The following is a 15719-nucleotide window of genomic DNA, read 5'->3' as shown; positions in this document are numbered from 1 at the left end:
GAGGGTTTTGCAGGCTGGTCGGCGTCGTCGAGGACGCTCGTGGGCGGCGATCGGTGCGGATGCGGTCATGGCGGACTGGACGGCCGGCTTTGCTGATACGCTCGCCATGTGTGCTCAGTTCACACTCAATTCCGCGCGCCGGGGGTCCTCGTGATCGGGCTCGTGGTGGTCGGGGCGGCATGACCGGACGGGCCACCGGATGGCCCTCAGCAGCAGTGGGGTGGGGCGTGTGAGTCAGGATGAGGGCGGCCTGAGCGAGGGTCTGCGACCGGTCGGTTCCGTCTACCGGTACGACGACGACCTGTATGTGCGGGTGGACGACGTCGTGCCCTACGTACTGACGGATGTCGAGGACAGTCACGGGTACCGGCAGGGTGACGATCTGGTGCGCTGCACCGTGTACCTGAGCAACGGCACCGGGCGGCCGCTCGATCTCGACGGCGTCACCCTCCTGGTGCGGGGAGGGCCGTACGGCAAGACGGGCCGTCAGGTGGAGGACTACCGCAGTGACGTGCTCGACGAAGGGCTCAAGGGCACCCTGCGTGCGGGGCGCAGGGCCTCCGCCACGTGGGCCTACAGCATACCGGCCGGCACCGCCGGTGACCTGGACGTCGAGGTCCGCTTCCCGGGGCGTGACCGGGAGAGCGTCACGTTCAGCACGGCGTCGGCCGCCGGCACGGTGGCCGGCGAGCCCCCCGTGCCGATGGCGTACGACCAGTCCGTCCTCTTCGGCGAGCAGCAGCAATCGTTGTTCGCGGAGCCGGACGACGCCCCGCAGACCGTCAACGGTGCCGGGCGCGCGGTCTCGGCCGCAGGAGAGCAGCGAGCGAGCGCACCGGCCGTGCCCGAGGTCGTCCCGCCCCAGCCGACCGGCCCCGGACGTCGAAGCACCCGATCACTGATCCCGGAAGACTCCACCGAGGGTCTCGACGCCGCTCGCGTCCGGCAGGTCTTCCGGTTCCTCGCCGAGGCCGAGGAATCGAAGACACGCCCCGTGCGCACGCTCGACGGGGCGGCCGGCACCGTGTGGTTCGACGAGTTGCCGGACGACGACGGCGTCGAGGTGATGATCGACGGCGTTCTTGCCGGGGACGACCCGGCCTGGCTGACCGTCGCTCGCCCCGAACGTGAGGACGCGCCACACCCGAAGGCTCTGCTCGCGCCCTGGGTGGACGAGACCCGCATCCGTGACTTCAAAGAGCGTCGCGCCCCGCACCTGCGTCGGCGTATCGACCCCCAGTTCCCCGACTGGTCCCGGGGCATCCCCCTCGACAAGACCTACCACGAGCTGGACGAACACCCCCAGCGGGAGCAGATCGAGAAGCTGTACGCCGCCTGGGAACAGGAATGGCTCGCCTGGGCGGAACGGCGGCGCGCGATCGACCCCGTGGTCAGGCTGTACGACCGGCTGCACAAGATGCACGAGGACGCCGCGAACCTCGGTGAGGCGTACGAACTCGTGCTCGGGCTCGGTCGGCTCACCTGGCAGACGACCTCCGGCCAGCGGGTGGAACGGCACCTCATCACGCACCGGGCAGCCATCCGGCTCGATCCGTCCACCGGCACTCTCACCGCCTCTCCCGACCCCACCGGTGCGGGCCTGGAACTCGAAGAAGGCATGCTCGAAGGGGCCCAGCACGTGCCGGGCGCCGTGCGCGAGACGATTGTCGAGGTGCTGGAGGGTGCCTCCGACGTGACCGACCCCGAACATCTCGATGCCGTACACACCGCCCTGCGCAGCTGGATCAACGCCGCCCACAGCGCGGGAAGCTATGCGCCGACCGTTGAGCGCGCCAAGCCCCGCACTCTCGACGTCCCACAGGTGGGACTCGCCCCCGCACTCGTCCTGCGCGAGCGCAGCCGCCGCTCCACCATGGACGCCCTCAAGGCCATCGCCCGGCAGATCGACGCGGGCACGCCGCCCACCGCACTGCTCGGCTACATCGCGGGCCGGGACGGCGCGCTGACCGCGGCGGATCTCGCGGCGGCGGAGGACGACGGAACGCCGCAGGCCGGCGACGAGATGTACTTCGCACTGCCTGCAAACGAGGAGCAGCGGACGATCGCCGAACGCCTGCGCGCCAACCGGCTCGTCGTCGTCCAGGGGCCGCCCGGCACCGGCAAGACGCACACCATCGCCAACCTGGTCACCGACCTGCTCGCACAGGGCAAGCGGGTCCTCATCACCAGCCACACCCCGCGCGCCCTGCGCGTGCTGCGGGACAAGCTGCCGGAGTCCATCCGTGACCTGTGCGTGAGCCGCACCGAGGACGGCGCGGCGGCCCAGCGGGAACTGGAGGCGTCCGTACAGCGGATCCTCGGCGAGTACGCCGGCTATGACGCGAAAGCCTCCGGCAAGGGAATCCGGACGCTCCAGTCCCGCCTCGCCCAAGCCCGCGCCGCCCAGCAGGCCATGCTGCGCGACCTGGCCGCACTGCGCGAACAGGAGACCCACCGCTTCGAGGCGGAGATAGGCGACTACACCGGCACCCTGCTGGAGATCGCCGAGCGTCTCACCGCAGAGGGGGAGCGGTACGACTGGCTGGGCCCGGTCCCGCAGGAACAGCCCGCCCTCAGCGCCGATGAGGCCCTGCGCCTGCTGCACACCACCCGTGCGTACACACCGCACCACCGGGCCCTGGCGGCCGACGTGCCGGGCCCCTCCGAACTGCCGCCCCCCGGGGACTTCGAGGAGGCCGTGCGCATCGTACGGTCGGCCGAGGAAGCACATGCGGCTGCCCGCGAGGACTCGCTGTGCGCGGAGTACGACACGGCCGTGAGGAGCCTGGGTGAGGGTGAACAACACCGGCTGTCCTCCGCGCTGGACGCCTTCTCCACCACCCGGGCCCGCGCCGCGGCTCTCGCCGTCGCAACCGGTGACTGGGCCGCATTGCTCCTGAGTCAGGTGACCGAGGGGCAGGACTGGCAGGCACGCAGCCGGCGCGCCGCCGTCTCCGACACCCTGGCGGCCGTCGACAGCTCGCGCGCCATCCTGGGCACGGCCATGGTCAGCGGGCTGGAGCAGTACGACCCGGCCACGGCGCTCGCCCACGCCACCGCATTGCACGACGGTCTCGGCCAGGGGCAGAAGCTGCGCGGGCCCCTGGGCATGCGCTCGAAGCTGGCGAAGACGGTCGGCGCGTTCGTGGAGAGCGTACGGGTCGACGGACGGGCGCCGGAGGACGTCGCGACGTCGGCAGTCGTCCTCGCCCGCGTCCAGCTGGAACTGCGCCTGGCCCAGGTGGAGTCCGAGTGGGGCACGCCCGTTACCGCCTGGCAGGGGCACGGTCCCCGACTCGCGCGGCTGCGGCAGGACGCGGAGGCACTGGACGCGCTGCTCGCCGTCGCCGCCGCCCGCACGGACGTCCTGACCGCCGCGGCCACCTCCCCCGCACTCGCGGTCGCCGGCTGGCACGACCCGTCCGTGGAGAACGCCGTACGCGTCCTGCTGCGCGCATCGACCACCCTGCGAGCGGCCGAGCAGTCGCGCAAGGTGATCGCGGACACCGAGGAACCCCTGCGTGCCTGGGGTGACCGGTCCGGAGTGTCGCCCGCCGTGGTGCGCGCCCTCGGCGCCGTCCGCGACCGGGACCCCGAGGGCTACCGCTCGTTCAGCGACGAGATGGCCGAGGTACGCGAGGCCGCTCGGCTTCGAGCCGAACAGGACTTGGCCCTCGCTCGTGTCCGTGAGGCGTTCCCGGCTCTTGCCGAGCGGATCTGCGGCACGCACGCAGACACCGCCTGGGACGCCAGGCTGCCTTCGCTCGAAGGGGCTTGGGCCTGGACCGCCTGGCGCGACCGCATGGAGCGGCTGACCGACCCCGACGCCGAGCGGGCACTGCGCCGACGGCTGACGGAGGCCGATGACGAGGCCCGCATCATGCTCGCGCGGCTCGCCTCCGCCCGCGCCTGGCACCGTTGCCTCGGCCTGCTCACCGGCGATCAGTCCCGGGCCCTCAGCGCCTACCAGCAGGCCGCCCGGCGCAGCAAGGGCAAGTACCAGCATCGTTACCGGCGGGACGCACAGGCCGCCCTGCGGAAGGCGCAGACGGCGGTGCCGGCCTGGATCATGCCCCTGCACCAGGTCGCGGAGACCGTACCCATGGACAGGCCGGGCCTGTTCGACGTCGTCATCGTCGACGAGGCCAGCCAGTCCGGCCTGGAGGCCATGCTGCTGAGCTGGCTCGCCGACCGGATGGTGGTCGTCGGCGACAGCAAGCAGGTCAGCCCGTCCAACGTCGGCCTCAAGCAGGACGAGTACTTCCACCTCAGGGACCGTCTGCTCACCGCGCTGGAACCGGACGTCCGCAGCCTGTTCGGCCCCGAGTCCAGCTTCTTCGACCTCACGGAAGCACTCTCGGCGGGCCGCGGCACACTCATGCTCAAGGAGCACTTCCGGTGCATGCCGGAGATCATCTCCTTCTCCAACGACCTTTGCTACAACCGTGATCTCTTGCCCCTGCGGCAGTACGGCGCCGACCGCCTGCCCCCGGTCCGCACGGTGTACGTGGAGACCGGCGAAGCCATCGGTGCCAACACCCGGCTGGCCAACGTCGCCGAGGCAGAGGCCCTCGTCGACGCGATCGTGCGCTGCTGTGCCGACCCCGCGTACGACGGGAAGACGATGGGCGTCATCAGCCTCCGCGCCAGCAAGGGACACCTGACGCTGTTGGAGAACCTGCTGGCCGAGCGCCTCGACTACGAGCAGCGCGAGGAGCGGCGCATCCGGGTCGGTGACGCCGAGGACTTCCAGGGCGACGAGCGGCACATCATGTTCGTCTCGTTCGTCAACTCGGCGACCACGGCCGCCGGAACGGTCCCGGGCGGCTTCAACGGCAAGACCTACGAGCAGCGCATCAACGTGGCGGCCTCACGCGCCCAGGACCAGGTGTGGGTGTTCCACAGCGCGCGGGCCGAACAGTTCCACGAGAACGACCTGCGCCGGCGGTGGCTCGATCACCTCTCCCGTCCCGTGGAGGAGGACGGCATCGCGGTCGAGGGCGAGGTCCTGTCCGACGTCCGGCACGAATCGTTCGACAGTCTGTTCCAGCAGAAGGTGTACCTGGAACTGACGGCGCGGGGCCACCGGGTCCGTCCGGGATACAGGGTCGGCCGTCACACCCTCGACCTCGTCGTGGAGGGCGGATCGCGTCGCCTCGCGGTCGCCTGCGACGGTGACGCCTTCGCCGAGGGTGAAGACGCCTCCACCGCGGCCGCGAGACAGCGGGACCTGGAACGTGTCGACTGGACGTTCGTCCGGATCCGGGGCAGTCGCTTCCACCTCGACCGCGAGCAGTCGCTGGCCCCGCTGTGGGCCGCGCTGGAACGGCTGGGCATCGAACCGGTCGGACGAGAGCCGGAAGACTCCGGTACCGCAGACGATGCCGCGCCCGACGGCACGGAGCCGATCGGCAACGCGACGACCGGCGGTGCGGCAGCGACCGGCGATGACGTACCCGAGGCGGAGCGCCTGGTCGAGACCGGTGACGTTGCCGGGACAGGGGCCGGTGACGGTGCGGTGGTGGGTGACGGCGTGCCCGCCGAGCCGTGGGGCGCACCGAGCCGTGGGGCGGGGCGCCGGGACACGGCGCGAGCACAAGCGCCGACCGCAACGGCGGCGGCTCCGGAGGCGGTGCCCGCGCCCAGAGCCACGGACCCGCGCGCGTCCCTGAGTGGTCCGGCGCGACGGGCGACGCCTACCTCAACGCGGCCGCGCTCCACCGCGGACGGCAGGGTGGCTGCCACACGGGCGGCTGGGGCGGCGGTGCCCGAGCCCGCGCCCGCACCCTCCGCACGGCCGACCGGCACGACCGCGCCGAGTCACCTGCCGGTTCGAGAGATACCCGCCGCCGCGTTCCAGCGGCTGGTTCGCGAAGTGCAGCAATTGCAGGCGGCAGTCGATGCTTCCTACGAGACCCCCGAAGGAGCGGACGCGGCCCAGCTGGTCTTCCTCAGGAAGACCCAGGCCGAGCAGCGCGACCGGCGCACCAAGCGCCTCGCCTTCCTGCGGACCTTCCTCGACGCCGTCAGCGTAGGGCGGGAAGGGGCTGTCCCCGATGTCGTGATCCCCGGCGCGCTGCTCCGCCTGGAGTTCGACGGCCAGGTGGACGAGGCCACGCTGTACACGATCGCCGAACTGCCCACCGAGGAGGCGGACATCGTGTCTCCGTCCTCTCCGCTCGGGCACGCCCTGACCTGGCAGCCGAGAGGACGCGAGATCTCGTACGACGCCTCCCAGGGCAAGATCCGCACGGTCGTCGTGCGGGAGATCCGCGTCTGATCGAGGTAACGGCGCTGTGAGACGAGGGGCCCTGTCCCGCGGACCCGCCTTTCGGTCCGCGGGACAGAGCCCGGCGCGGCTCAGCCGGCGACCGGGTCCAGCATGCGGCTCCGCTCACCGTTCCAGGAGATCGCCAGCGCGTCGCGCGCCCGCGTACAGGCCACGAAGAGCAGACAGTGCTCGGCCAGGAGATCTGAACGGTGCTGCACGGCGTCCTCGTCGGCCGGCGTCACCTGCGGAGCGAACGGCAGCACGCTGGACGTCACGCCGACGACGGCCACACAGCGGAACTCCAGTCCCTTCATGGCGTGCATCGTCGCCACGCGCACACCCGACGCCGTGGGCCCCGGGTCGTCCTTGACCGCGACGGCGGGGATGCCCTCCCGGCGCAGGCGGGCGATGACCGCGTCGACCAGTGTGTTGAACCGGGCGCACACCGCCACTTCCGAGGGCTTCACACCGTCCTGGTCGACCCACGTGCGGATCTGGTCCACCAGAGCGCGCAGTTCGTCGTCCTGGTTTCCATGGCCGCGGGCCACGGGAACGCGGCCGTGCAGCTCGGAGCGGTAGCCGCGCAGCGAGTCCTGGCCGCCCTCGTCCTCGTCGTCCTCACCGAGCCGGCCCACCGGCTGACCGTCCAGGAGGGACGCGGACCAGCGCAGGATCTCCTCCGTGCTCCGGTAGTTGAGGCGCAGCCGGGACGTTCGTCCTCGCACGTTGACGCCCAGGGACCGCAGCGAGACCCGGGAGTCGTAGATGCGCTGATGGGGATCACCCACGAGGAACAGGTCGTCGGCCTGCTCGGCCACACAGGCACGCAGCACCCGCCACTGGGCCGGGTGCAGGTCCTGTGCCTCATCCACCACGACGTGGCGGTAGCGCGGCCCCCGCTCGGTCAGAACCCGGGCGGCCTGGTCGCACACCATGGTGTACGTCGCGCAGTCGCGCGAGGCCAGATCCCCCGTGAACCGTTCCATGACCCGCCACAGCCGGGCCCGTTGCACCCGCCCCACCTGTGTGCCGCGTCCCCTGCGCACACACCTCAGGTACTCCTCGGGCGTCCGCAGACCCTGAGCCAGGACGACGTTGCGGAACTCCTGGGACAGGAAGCGCTCCGACCAGGGCAGGTCCTCGCCCGCGGCGGCGCGGGCCCACGCGCTCTTCTCCGCTGCCGCCGACAGCGGTTTCGGCGAGCTGCCCCTGGATTCCCGGATGACCCGGGCGGCCAGCGAGTCCACCGTCGTGACGTCCACGCGGTCGAGCAGATGCGCGTCGGCGTCGCCGAGCAGGAGGGCCAGGCTGTCCCGCAGGGCGGCTGCCATGGCGTTGGTGAAGGTGGTGAGAAGAATCCGGTCGCCCTCGCGTCCGGTGCGCAGCAGGTGCCGTACCCGGTGCAGGGCGACGACGGTCTTGCCGGTGCCAGGACCGCCGGTCACCTGAGCAGGTCCGTTGAAGACCGGGTGGTAGGCGTACCGGCGCTGTGCCGGATGCAGGAAGACGCGCCAGCGGACGAAGTCCTCGGTGAGGATCCGCTCCAGCTCATCGGGGCCGGTGACCTCCACGATGCGGTTGGGCGTGTTGAGGATCGCCTCGCTGAGCGTGACGGCCGGCCGGTCCTCCGCCGTGCGCACCGTCTGCCCGCGCGGGGCGATCAGCTGCTCCCAGACGTCCTGGGGCGAGCAGTCGGCCGCCAGGTACTCCAGCACCTCGTACTGGTCGGCAGGCATCATGGGAGGCGCCATGACCGTCAGGTCGTCTGCCGTGACGCACACGCGCGCCAGTCGCAGGACCTGCTCGTCGATGCCGAGGTCACGCAGCACGGTGTCGGAGTGGTGCGCGAAGAGCCGGGTCGGGGTCTGGACCGCCTTCGTCTCGAAGTAGGTCTCCATCTGTTCGAGTGCCTCGACGTTGCGCACCTCCAGGCCTCCGGTGGCACCGTTGACCGAATAGGCGCGCTTGCAGGCCCAGTTGATGGCCTCGTCGTGCGGTGCCACTCTGAGCAGGGTGAACAGCTCGCTGCCGTCGTCCGGGGCGAGGAGGACCCCGCGGTAGAACCGGGTGACCCGGATCGTACGGATCCGCGGGTCACGTGCCCCCTCGAGCTTCTCCAGATGCATTCCCTTGCTGGCATGGAGCTGAGGCACGGTCAGGCTTCGGAACATCTGGATCATGCCGTTGACTTCCTTCTGGACAGGTCTCTGCAGGGAGATCAGATCCGCAACGAAGTCGTCGGAGAGGGCGAGGCGGGGCATGGGAGTCCTCGGGTCGCGGGCAGGCGGCAGGCGGACACCAGCCTAGAGACTGACACCAGGCTGAGCGACGGACCCCCCATATTCGTTGTGTGAACTGAGTCAACGGGTCTATATTTCTCGGGCTGCCGCACCACCGGTGCACGTCCCTGCTCCAACGGCCCTGTCCGAAAGGACCCTCGCATGCCGGCCCAGCCCGCCCAGGCCGCAGTTCCGCATCCGCTCGACGAAGTTCCCCAGACGTTCCGTGCCGGGGACTCCTACGCGGTGCGCGACGCACTCGTGCACTACATCCGCCGGGATCTGCTGGGCCCCTGGGACGGCGAGACGGAAACACTTCCGAGCGCCTCCTCCGGTCCCCGTGACCGGTACCTGGTCGGCATGCTCGGTCCACGCCCCCAGGCGGTCACCGCGGACCGGATCGCCCGTGCGGCCGCCCAGGGCGCGGAAGGGGAGTCCGGTGACGAGCAGGAGGGTGACGACAGCGATCTGCAGGACCGGCTGAGTCCCCAGGCCGCCGGCCACATCTGGGCATCGTCCATGGGACTGTCCTTCACCGCGCCGGCCTCCGTCGGCACGCTCAGCGCCACCGTCCGGTGGGGCCGCTACACCCAGTCGGACGAGGCCACCGAGCGGGGTACGACGCGCAGGGTCTGGTCACGCGAGCCGGTCGAGCACCTGGTGGACATCGACGTGACCGACGGGGCCGACCGCACCGTCCGACTCGATGGCGACACCGTCGTCCTCGACGTGCAGGTACGCCGGCACACCGGCCACACGGGCGGCGAGGACCTGCGCATAGTCGAGCTGGCCCTGGTGAACCGGCAGCCGGACAGCGCGGACGCACGCGACGCGCACTGGCTCTTCCAGACCGAGATCGACGTCACCGCCTTCCCCGACGACCAGGCGGCCGTCTTCCTGCCGGTCGACGACCCCCTCGACCCGGCGAGCCACGACCACGCGCCCGAGGACGCCGAGGAGCGGAAACTGCGCCTCCTCTACCGGGACAGCCTCAGCCACACCAAAGGCCGTAACGTCGCCGTTCACGCCCATGTCCGCGACGGAGAGCGCAACGCGCACCGCCTGACCACCGTCTGGCTTCCGGAGTACGACGTCCGGGCGACCACCGCGCCGGCCCTCGAGGACCAGGACCTCCTGGAGGGGCTGGAGCTGGGCATGGACGAACTGGCGGCACTCGCCGTGCCCGGCCGCCGGGCCGAACTCAGCACCGCCCTCGCTCCCTTGGCCGACGGCTACGGCGTGTGGCTGGAGCAGCAGCGCCGCAGTGCCGCCTCACTCCCCGAAGACCTGCGAGAGGCGGCCGAGACCGCGATCGACCAGGCGCTCGAGGTCTGCGACCGCATCACCCTCGGCATCGACCGGCTCGCCGCCGATGAGACGGCCCTGCTGGCCTTCCGGTTCGCCAACCGGGCCATGGCCCTGCAGCGTCGCAATACGGCCATCGCGGCCGCCCGCACCGGCCGCGAGAACGATTCCCGGTCCTACCAGGAGGCCTTTGACGAGGTGCACGGCAAGGGCAAGGCGGCAGCCAGCTGGCGTCCGTTCCAGCTCGCCTTCGTCCTGCTGAACATCGACTCCCTCACCCAGCCCGGGCACCCGCACCGCGGTACGGGCCGTGAAGCTCTCGTCGACCTGCTCTTCTTCCCGACCGGTGGCGGAAAGACCGAGGCATATCTCGGACTCGCCGCCTACACCTTCGCACTGAGGCGCCTCCAAGGCACCCTCGGCTCGGGTTCGGAGGCCCGGAGCGGTGAGGCGGGCGTGGGCGTTCTCATGCGCTACACCCTGCGGCTGCTGACCGCCCAGCAGTTCCAGCGGGCAGCCGCCCTGGTGAGCGCCTGCGAAGTCCTGCGCCGCGAGGAGTTCGCGCGGGACCGGCGCTGGGGGCCCACCCCGTTCCGCATCGGGCTCTGGGTGGGTACCTCCGTCTCACCCAACTGGTTCGACGAGGCCAAGGAACAGATCGCCGAAGCCAAAGAGAACGCCAGCGACAAGCATGCGCGGGTCCTGCAAGTCCTCACCTGCCCCTGGTGCGGCAGTGGGCTGACCGCCCGCTCGAACATGGAGTACGACGAAGGCCGCCGCAGAGTCCTGCTGTACTGTCCTCGCGCCGAAGGGGAGGAGCGCTGCCCCTTCTCCCGTCGCGAAGCGCCCGGCGAGGGCATCCCCGTGCTCACCGTCGACGAAGAGATCTACCGGCTGGCACCCTCGCTGCTGATCGCCACGGTCGACAAGTTCGCCCAGCTCCCGTGGAACGGCTACTCCGGCCTGCTTTTCGGCAGGGTCACCGAACTGTGCCCTCGCCACGGCTACCGCCACGACGACCTGGATGCCAGGACCGGCTGCGGCGGCCGACACAACGCCAGGGGGGACCTGCCCGGCGTCACCGCCCAGCCCGTCACCCGCCTGCGACCTCCGGACCTGATCATCCAGGACGAGCTCCACCTGATCTCCGGAGCCCTGGGCACCACCGTGGGCCTCTTCGAAGCCGCCGTGGACCAGTTGTGCACGTGGCGCTTCACCGACGTTCACGGACGACGTCACGAAGTCGGCCCCAAGATCGTCGCCTCCACCGCGACCACGAAACGGGCTGCCGACCAGGTGCTCGGAGTCTTCGGCCGCAAGGTCGCCGTCTTCCCGCCGCAGGTCCTGGACGTCGGCGACACCTTCTTCTCCCGGCAGGTGGAACTGAGCCGGGAGAATCCCGGCCGCCGCTACCTCGGCGTGTGCGCGCACGGTACCCGCCTCAAGGCCGCCGAGATCCGCGTCGCGGAGATCCTGCTGCTCGCGGCGCAGCAGCTCTTCGACGACTACGGCAGTCCGGCGGACCCGTACATGACCCTCGTCGGCTATTTCAACGCGACCCGTGAACTCGCGGGCATGCGCCGGTACATGGACGACGACATCACCACCCGGGTGCGGTCCAACGGCAGCCGCAAGGGCCAGGACACCCTGTCGGACCGCATCGTGAGCAGAGCAGGGATGCTCAGCATCCAGGAACTGACCTCACGCATCTCCTCGTCGGACATCGGCGCGGCCCTGAAGCGGCTGGAGATCGAGTTCGACCCGGAGCGGGACACCTCGGTCCGCAGGCGAGCCTTCCTGCGCGAGTACGCCGCCGCCAGGAACGACAAGCGCGAACCCCGCGCCTCCATGACACCGTCCGTTCGGCAGGCCGTCGACGTCGTCCTCGCGACCTCGATGCTGCAGGTCGGTGTTGACGTCTCCCGGTTCGGCCTGATGCTCGTCGTGGGCCAGCCCAAGAACACCGCCGAGTACATCCAGGCGTCCTCGCGGGTCGGCCGTGACGCCGCGCGTCCGGGCCTCGTGGTGACCCTCTACAACTGGTCGCGCCCCCGCGACCTCGCCCACTACGAGGACTTCGAGCACTACCACGCGACGTTCTACCGTCAGGTGGAAGCTCTGTCCGTCACCCCGTACACGCGCCGCGCGCTCGACCGCGGTGTCGCCGCCACCTATGTGGCCGCCCTGCGCCACGCAACCTACGAATCCTCCCGCAACCTCGACGCCCACCACGTCGAGCTCGACGGACCACTCGCCCAAGACGTCGAACGGCGGCTGCTCGAACGCGCCGAACGCGTGGGAGGCGACCGGCCCCGCCAGTACCTGAGCGAACGTCTGGACCGGCTCAAGGACGAATGGCGCCGCAAACGTGACGAGAGCAGCTCGGCACTCGGCTACCGCAAGGAGAAACACAAGACGACCGTCGTGAACGGTCTGCTCCGACGGGCGGACGGATCCCGGTGGACCGAGCTGACCGTCGGCATGTCGATGCGCGAAACGGAGAACGAGATCAACCTGCTCCTCCCCGGCGGCGGCGTCTTCCTTGAAGAACCCTCGGGCGACGGTCCGGACTGGACGTTCGGCGCTTCCGGAACCGACTTCGACACCGACCCGGACACGGCGAGCACCGTGGACAGCGACGAGTACGGGCCCGTCACGGCCGGCACGGTCAGGAAGGCACAGCGATGAGCAGTCAGGGCAGCAACCGCAGGGTCGGCGCCGTACGGCCCAGCCACCTCATGTTCACCGCCGGAGTCGGCGCCCTCGTCGACCTGCCCAACTTCTCCGTCCTGATCCGGGGAATCGACTCCTGGAGTCACTCCGGTGTCACCGACTACGACATCGACGAACCCCGACTGCGTGCCGCCGTCAACCGGTCGCTCCAGCGCTACGGACGCGGCCAGGTCGAACAGTTGCGCGCCGCCCCCTGGCTCGAGGGCGCCGATACGGACCCGAAGGGCTGGGCAGCACAAGGGATCGGAGTGCCTGTCACGCCGTTCCCGCAGTGGCTGCGCTGCACCGCGTGCAATGTGCTGGCCGCGATCGACTCGGGCGAGTTCGCCTTCGTCAACGCAAACCCACGGACACCACACGAAGCGAAATTCGTCCACGACTGCAAGCGGAGCAAGCCGCTGGCCGTGGCGGCCCGTTTCACCCTCGTGTGCACCGCCGGCCACCTCGACGAATTCCCGTACACCGCCTACGTACACCGTGGGCAGGCCTGCGGGAAGACACCGCGCCCGAAGCTGCGCATGAAGGACCATGGCGGCAACCAGGCCGCCAACGTCACCATCGAATGCGTCGCCTGCGGCGTGAAGCGCAACATCCGGGAAGCCATGGGCGAACGAGGTCGGCGCAACCTGCCCCGGTGCCGTGGACGGCATCCGCATCTCGGCACCTACGAGACGAACGGCTGCGCCCAGGAGCCGGTCCTGATGGTGGCGGGCGCTTCCAACCAGTGGTTTCCGCTCACCCTCAGTGCCCTGGCACTGCCCAAGGCGCAGGGGGGAGACATCGGCAAGCTCCTGGAGGACCACTGGCCCGACCTCGAACTGCTCGAGGACCGAGGACAGTTCGACTTCATGGCGCGCATGCCCAAATTCGCCTTCCTCAAGGAGTTCGACGCCGACGCAGTGCTCGCGGCGATCACCGCTCGCAAGCAGGGAGCCACCGGCCTCGCCCCCTCCGCCCCCGACGTCCAGGCCGACCTCTTCGGACCGGAATGGGACGCGCTCTCCGGTCCCGTTCCCACGCCCAGCGACGATTTCGCACTGCGGCAGATGCCCGTGCCGGTCCGCCTGACCGAGTTCTTCGCCGACATCAGGCAGGTGGAGCGGCTGCGCGAGGCACGGGCGCTGATCGGGTTCACCCGGCTCGACGCGCCCGACCCCGAATCACCGGAGATCGCCACGCGCGTCGAGCTGTCGCGCGGGATCCGGAACTGGGTACCGGCCAGTGAGGTGCGCGGCGAGGGAATCTTCCTGCGCGTGCGGGACGGTCTGATGGCCGAATGGACCGCTCGTATGGAGAAGTCACCGCAGATGGAGGCGCACAGACAGGCGTACGCACGGTTCCGCACCAACCGGAAATCGGACCGCAAGACCAGTGACTTCGACCCTTACCACGGCTGGCCCGGAGCGCGGTACATCGCCCTGCACACCCTCTCCCATCTGCTGATCCGCACCATCGCCCTCGAGTGCGGCTACAACTCCGCCTCGCTCGCCGAGCGAATCTACGCGGGGGAGGAACAGGATCCGAGGACAGGCATCCTCATCTACACCGCCGTCCCGGACTCCGAGGGCACCTTGGGTGGTCTTGTCTCACTGGCCGAGGAGCGGGAATTCGACCGGATCGTGCGCCGGGCCCTGACCGACGCCCGCCACTGCTCTGCCGACCCGCTGTGCGCGGAGCGCCTCCCGCAGGACCCGGCCGACTTCCTCCACGGAGCCGCCTGTCACGTCTGTCTGTTCGTGTCGGAAACCACGTGCGAACGCGGAAACCGCTTCCTGGACCGTCGATTCCTCGTTCCGCTGACCGGCGATCAGGAGCCGGTGTTGACGCCGGTCGGTCTGCTGCCGTGAGCCGACCCGCGTTCGAAGGCGCAGCAGAGGAGGCCGTCACGGCCCTCGGCCTCTCGCGCAGCAAGGACCTCGCCGGCCTGCTCGCCCAAGGACGTACGAGGGAACGAATACTGACCGAACTGGCGACACCTGGAGTCATCGAGGCCGTCGCAGCACTGCACGACGCCATGGAGTCGGAGTCGGTGCCTGCCTCCGAGGCGGCTGCCTATGTACGCGGCTATGTCGCCGCCCGGCTGCAGGCAAGGGACACGGTCCGGGTCCGCACCGTGTGGAGCGGGCCGTCGACACCGGCCGTACCGGTGCGTGCCACAGCCCAGGTGCTGATCGAGGTCATCAACGAGGCGCAGCACGAACTGCTGGCGATGACGTACGCGGCTCGTCCGTATCCCACCCTGACGAAGGCCCTGACAGACGCTGCGGGCAGGGGCGTGCGGACGCACGTCGTGGTCGAAACGCTGGCCGGCGCAGGCGGCCTGCTCTCGGGCAGGGAGCCGGCCGAAGCGTTCGCCTCGGTGCCCGGCCTGCTGCTGTGGGCGTGGGCACGGGACCCGGCCGATCGGGGCCGCTCACGCCAGCACGCCAAGCTGGCGGTCGCCGACCGTCGCACGCTCTTGCTCGGCAGCGCCAACCTGACCGAATCCGCTGCTCGGCGCAATATCGAGGCGGGTGTACTGGTGACCGGCGGTGAAGCACCGCGGCGCGCGGCAGAGCACATCGTCGAACTGCAGCGCCTCGGCATACTCAGGCCTTTCCCGCCACATCGAGCTCCCGCCTGACCATGGAACCGTGCTCGCGGTCTGACCGAAGACTTCGTAGGGCGGCGCCAGGGTGAGTCCTGAAACACCTGAGGACAGCTGACCGAACATGCGAACGTTGTACGCTGCCGAGAACGCCCTTGACCTGCAATGAGCAGGCAGGGAGCAGACAAACCGGGAGTTTTCCGATGCTTCGTACCATGTTCAAGTCCTAGATCCAGCACCTGAACAACTGTGCAGGTCGGAGTCGTGGTGTCCAGGGCCGGGTCAGCAAGCGCTCAGCATGGGTCCGGATCGCGTCCCGATGATGCTGACTCCAGACGCGACCACGGGCGCCGGGCCCGTGGCCCCCGGCCTTACCGGAATGTTCCCGGCCGTGGCTCGACAGCTCGCTCGTGGCATGGGCACGTCGGAAATCTACGGGATCCCCCGGAATCGCAAGTGAAGTGCCGCGCACTGTCAAAGGGGCCGTCTGTGAGAGCCACCGACACTGCTGGCACGCCGACGACGTCGGCCGCCCCCTCGCCCT

At 70.1% G+C, this 15719-nt stretch carries 5 protein-coding genes; 4 read left to right on the top strand and 1 reads right to left on the bottom strand.

From position 1 onward, the window contains the following. The first annotated feature begins 229 nt into the window (after window positions 1-229). Window positions 230-6280, top strand: coding sequence for an AAA domain-containing protein (locus AB0D48_RS30010; protein ID WP_362403792.1), 6051 nt, complete (start codon window positions 230-232; stop codon window positions 6278-6280). Window positions 6281-6360: 80 nt separating this feature from the next. On the opposite strand, the gene AB0D48_RS30005 is transcribed toward AB0D48_RS30010, so the two are convergent. Beyond that, window positions 6361-8532 (bottom strand): UvrD-helicase domain-containing protein, encoded by a 2172-nt coding sequence (locus AB0D48_RS30005; protein ID WP_362403790.1) that lies wholly within the window; start codon window positions 8530-8532, stop codon window positions 6361-6363. 180 nt (window positions 8533-8712) lie between these two features. On the opposite strand from AB0D48_RS30005, the gene drmA reads away from it, so the two are divergent. The 3 genes from drmA to drmC are packed head-to-tail and all read left to right on the top strand — an operon-like array spanning window position 8713 to window position 15211. Next, a complete protein-coding gene (gene drmA / locus AB0D48_RS30000) occupies window positions 8713-12543 on the top strand; it encodes a DISARM system helicase DrmA (protein WP_362403787.1) in 3831 nt (1276 codons plus the stop codon). After that, a complete protein-coding gene (locus AB0D48_RS29995; protein ID WP_362403784.1) occupies window positions 12540-14435 on the top strand; it encodes a DUF1998 domain-containing protein in 1896 nt (631 codons plus the stop codon). The genes drmA and AB0D48_RS29995 overlap by 4 nt, the downstream gene beginning before the upstream one ends. Beyond that, window positions 14432-15211, top strand: a complete 780-nt coding sequence (gene drmC / locus AB0D48_RS29990) for a DISARM system phospholipase D-like protein DrmC (RefSeq protein WP_362403781.1) — start codon at window positions 14432-14434, stop codon at window positions 15209-15211. Before AB0D48_RS29995 ends, drmC begins: the two co-directional genes overlap by 4 nt. Window positions 15212-15719: the final 508 nt, after the last annotated feature.

Source organism: Streptomyces sp. NPDC048269 (assembly GCF_040652395.1).
GTDB lineage: Bacteria > Actinomycetota > Actinomycetes > Streptomycetales > Streptomycetaceae > Streptomyces.
Note: the sequence above shows the minus strand (reverse complement) of the source record. Positions and strands in the feature narration are given on the sequence as shown.

Excerpts from the sequence above, each read along its gene's own strand:
- AB0D48_RS30005 (WP_362403790.1), bottom strand. The coding sequence starts at position 8,532 with ATGCCCCGCCTCGCCCTCTCCGACGACTTCGTTGCGGATCTGATCTCC.
- drmA (WP_362403787.1), top strand. The coding sequence starts at position 8,713 with ATGCCGGCCCAGCCCGCCCAGGCCGCAGTTCCGCATCCGCTCGACGAA.
- AB0D48_RS29995 (WP_362403784.1), top strand. The coding sequence starts at position 12,540 with ATGAGCAGTCAGGGCAGCAACCGCAGGGTCGGCGCCGTACGGCCCAGC.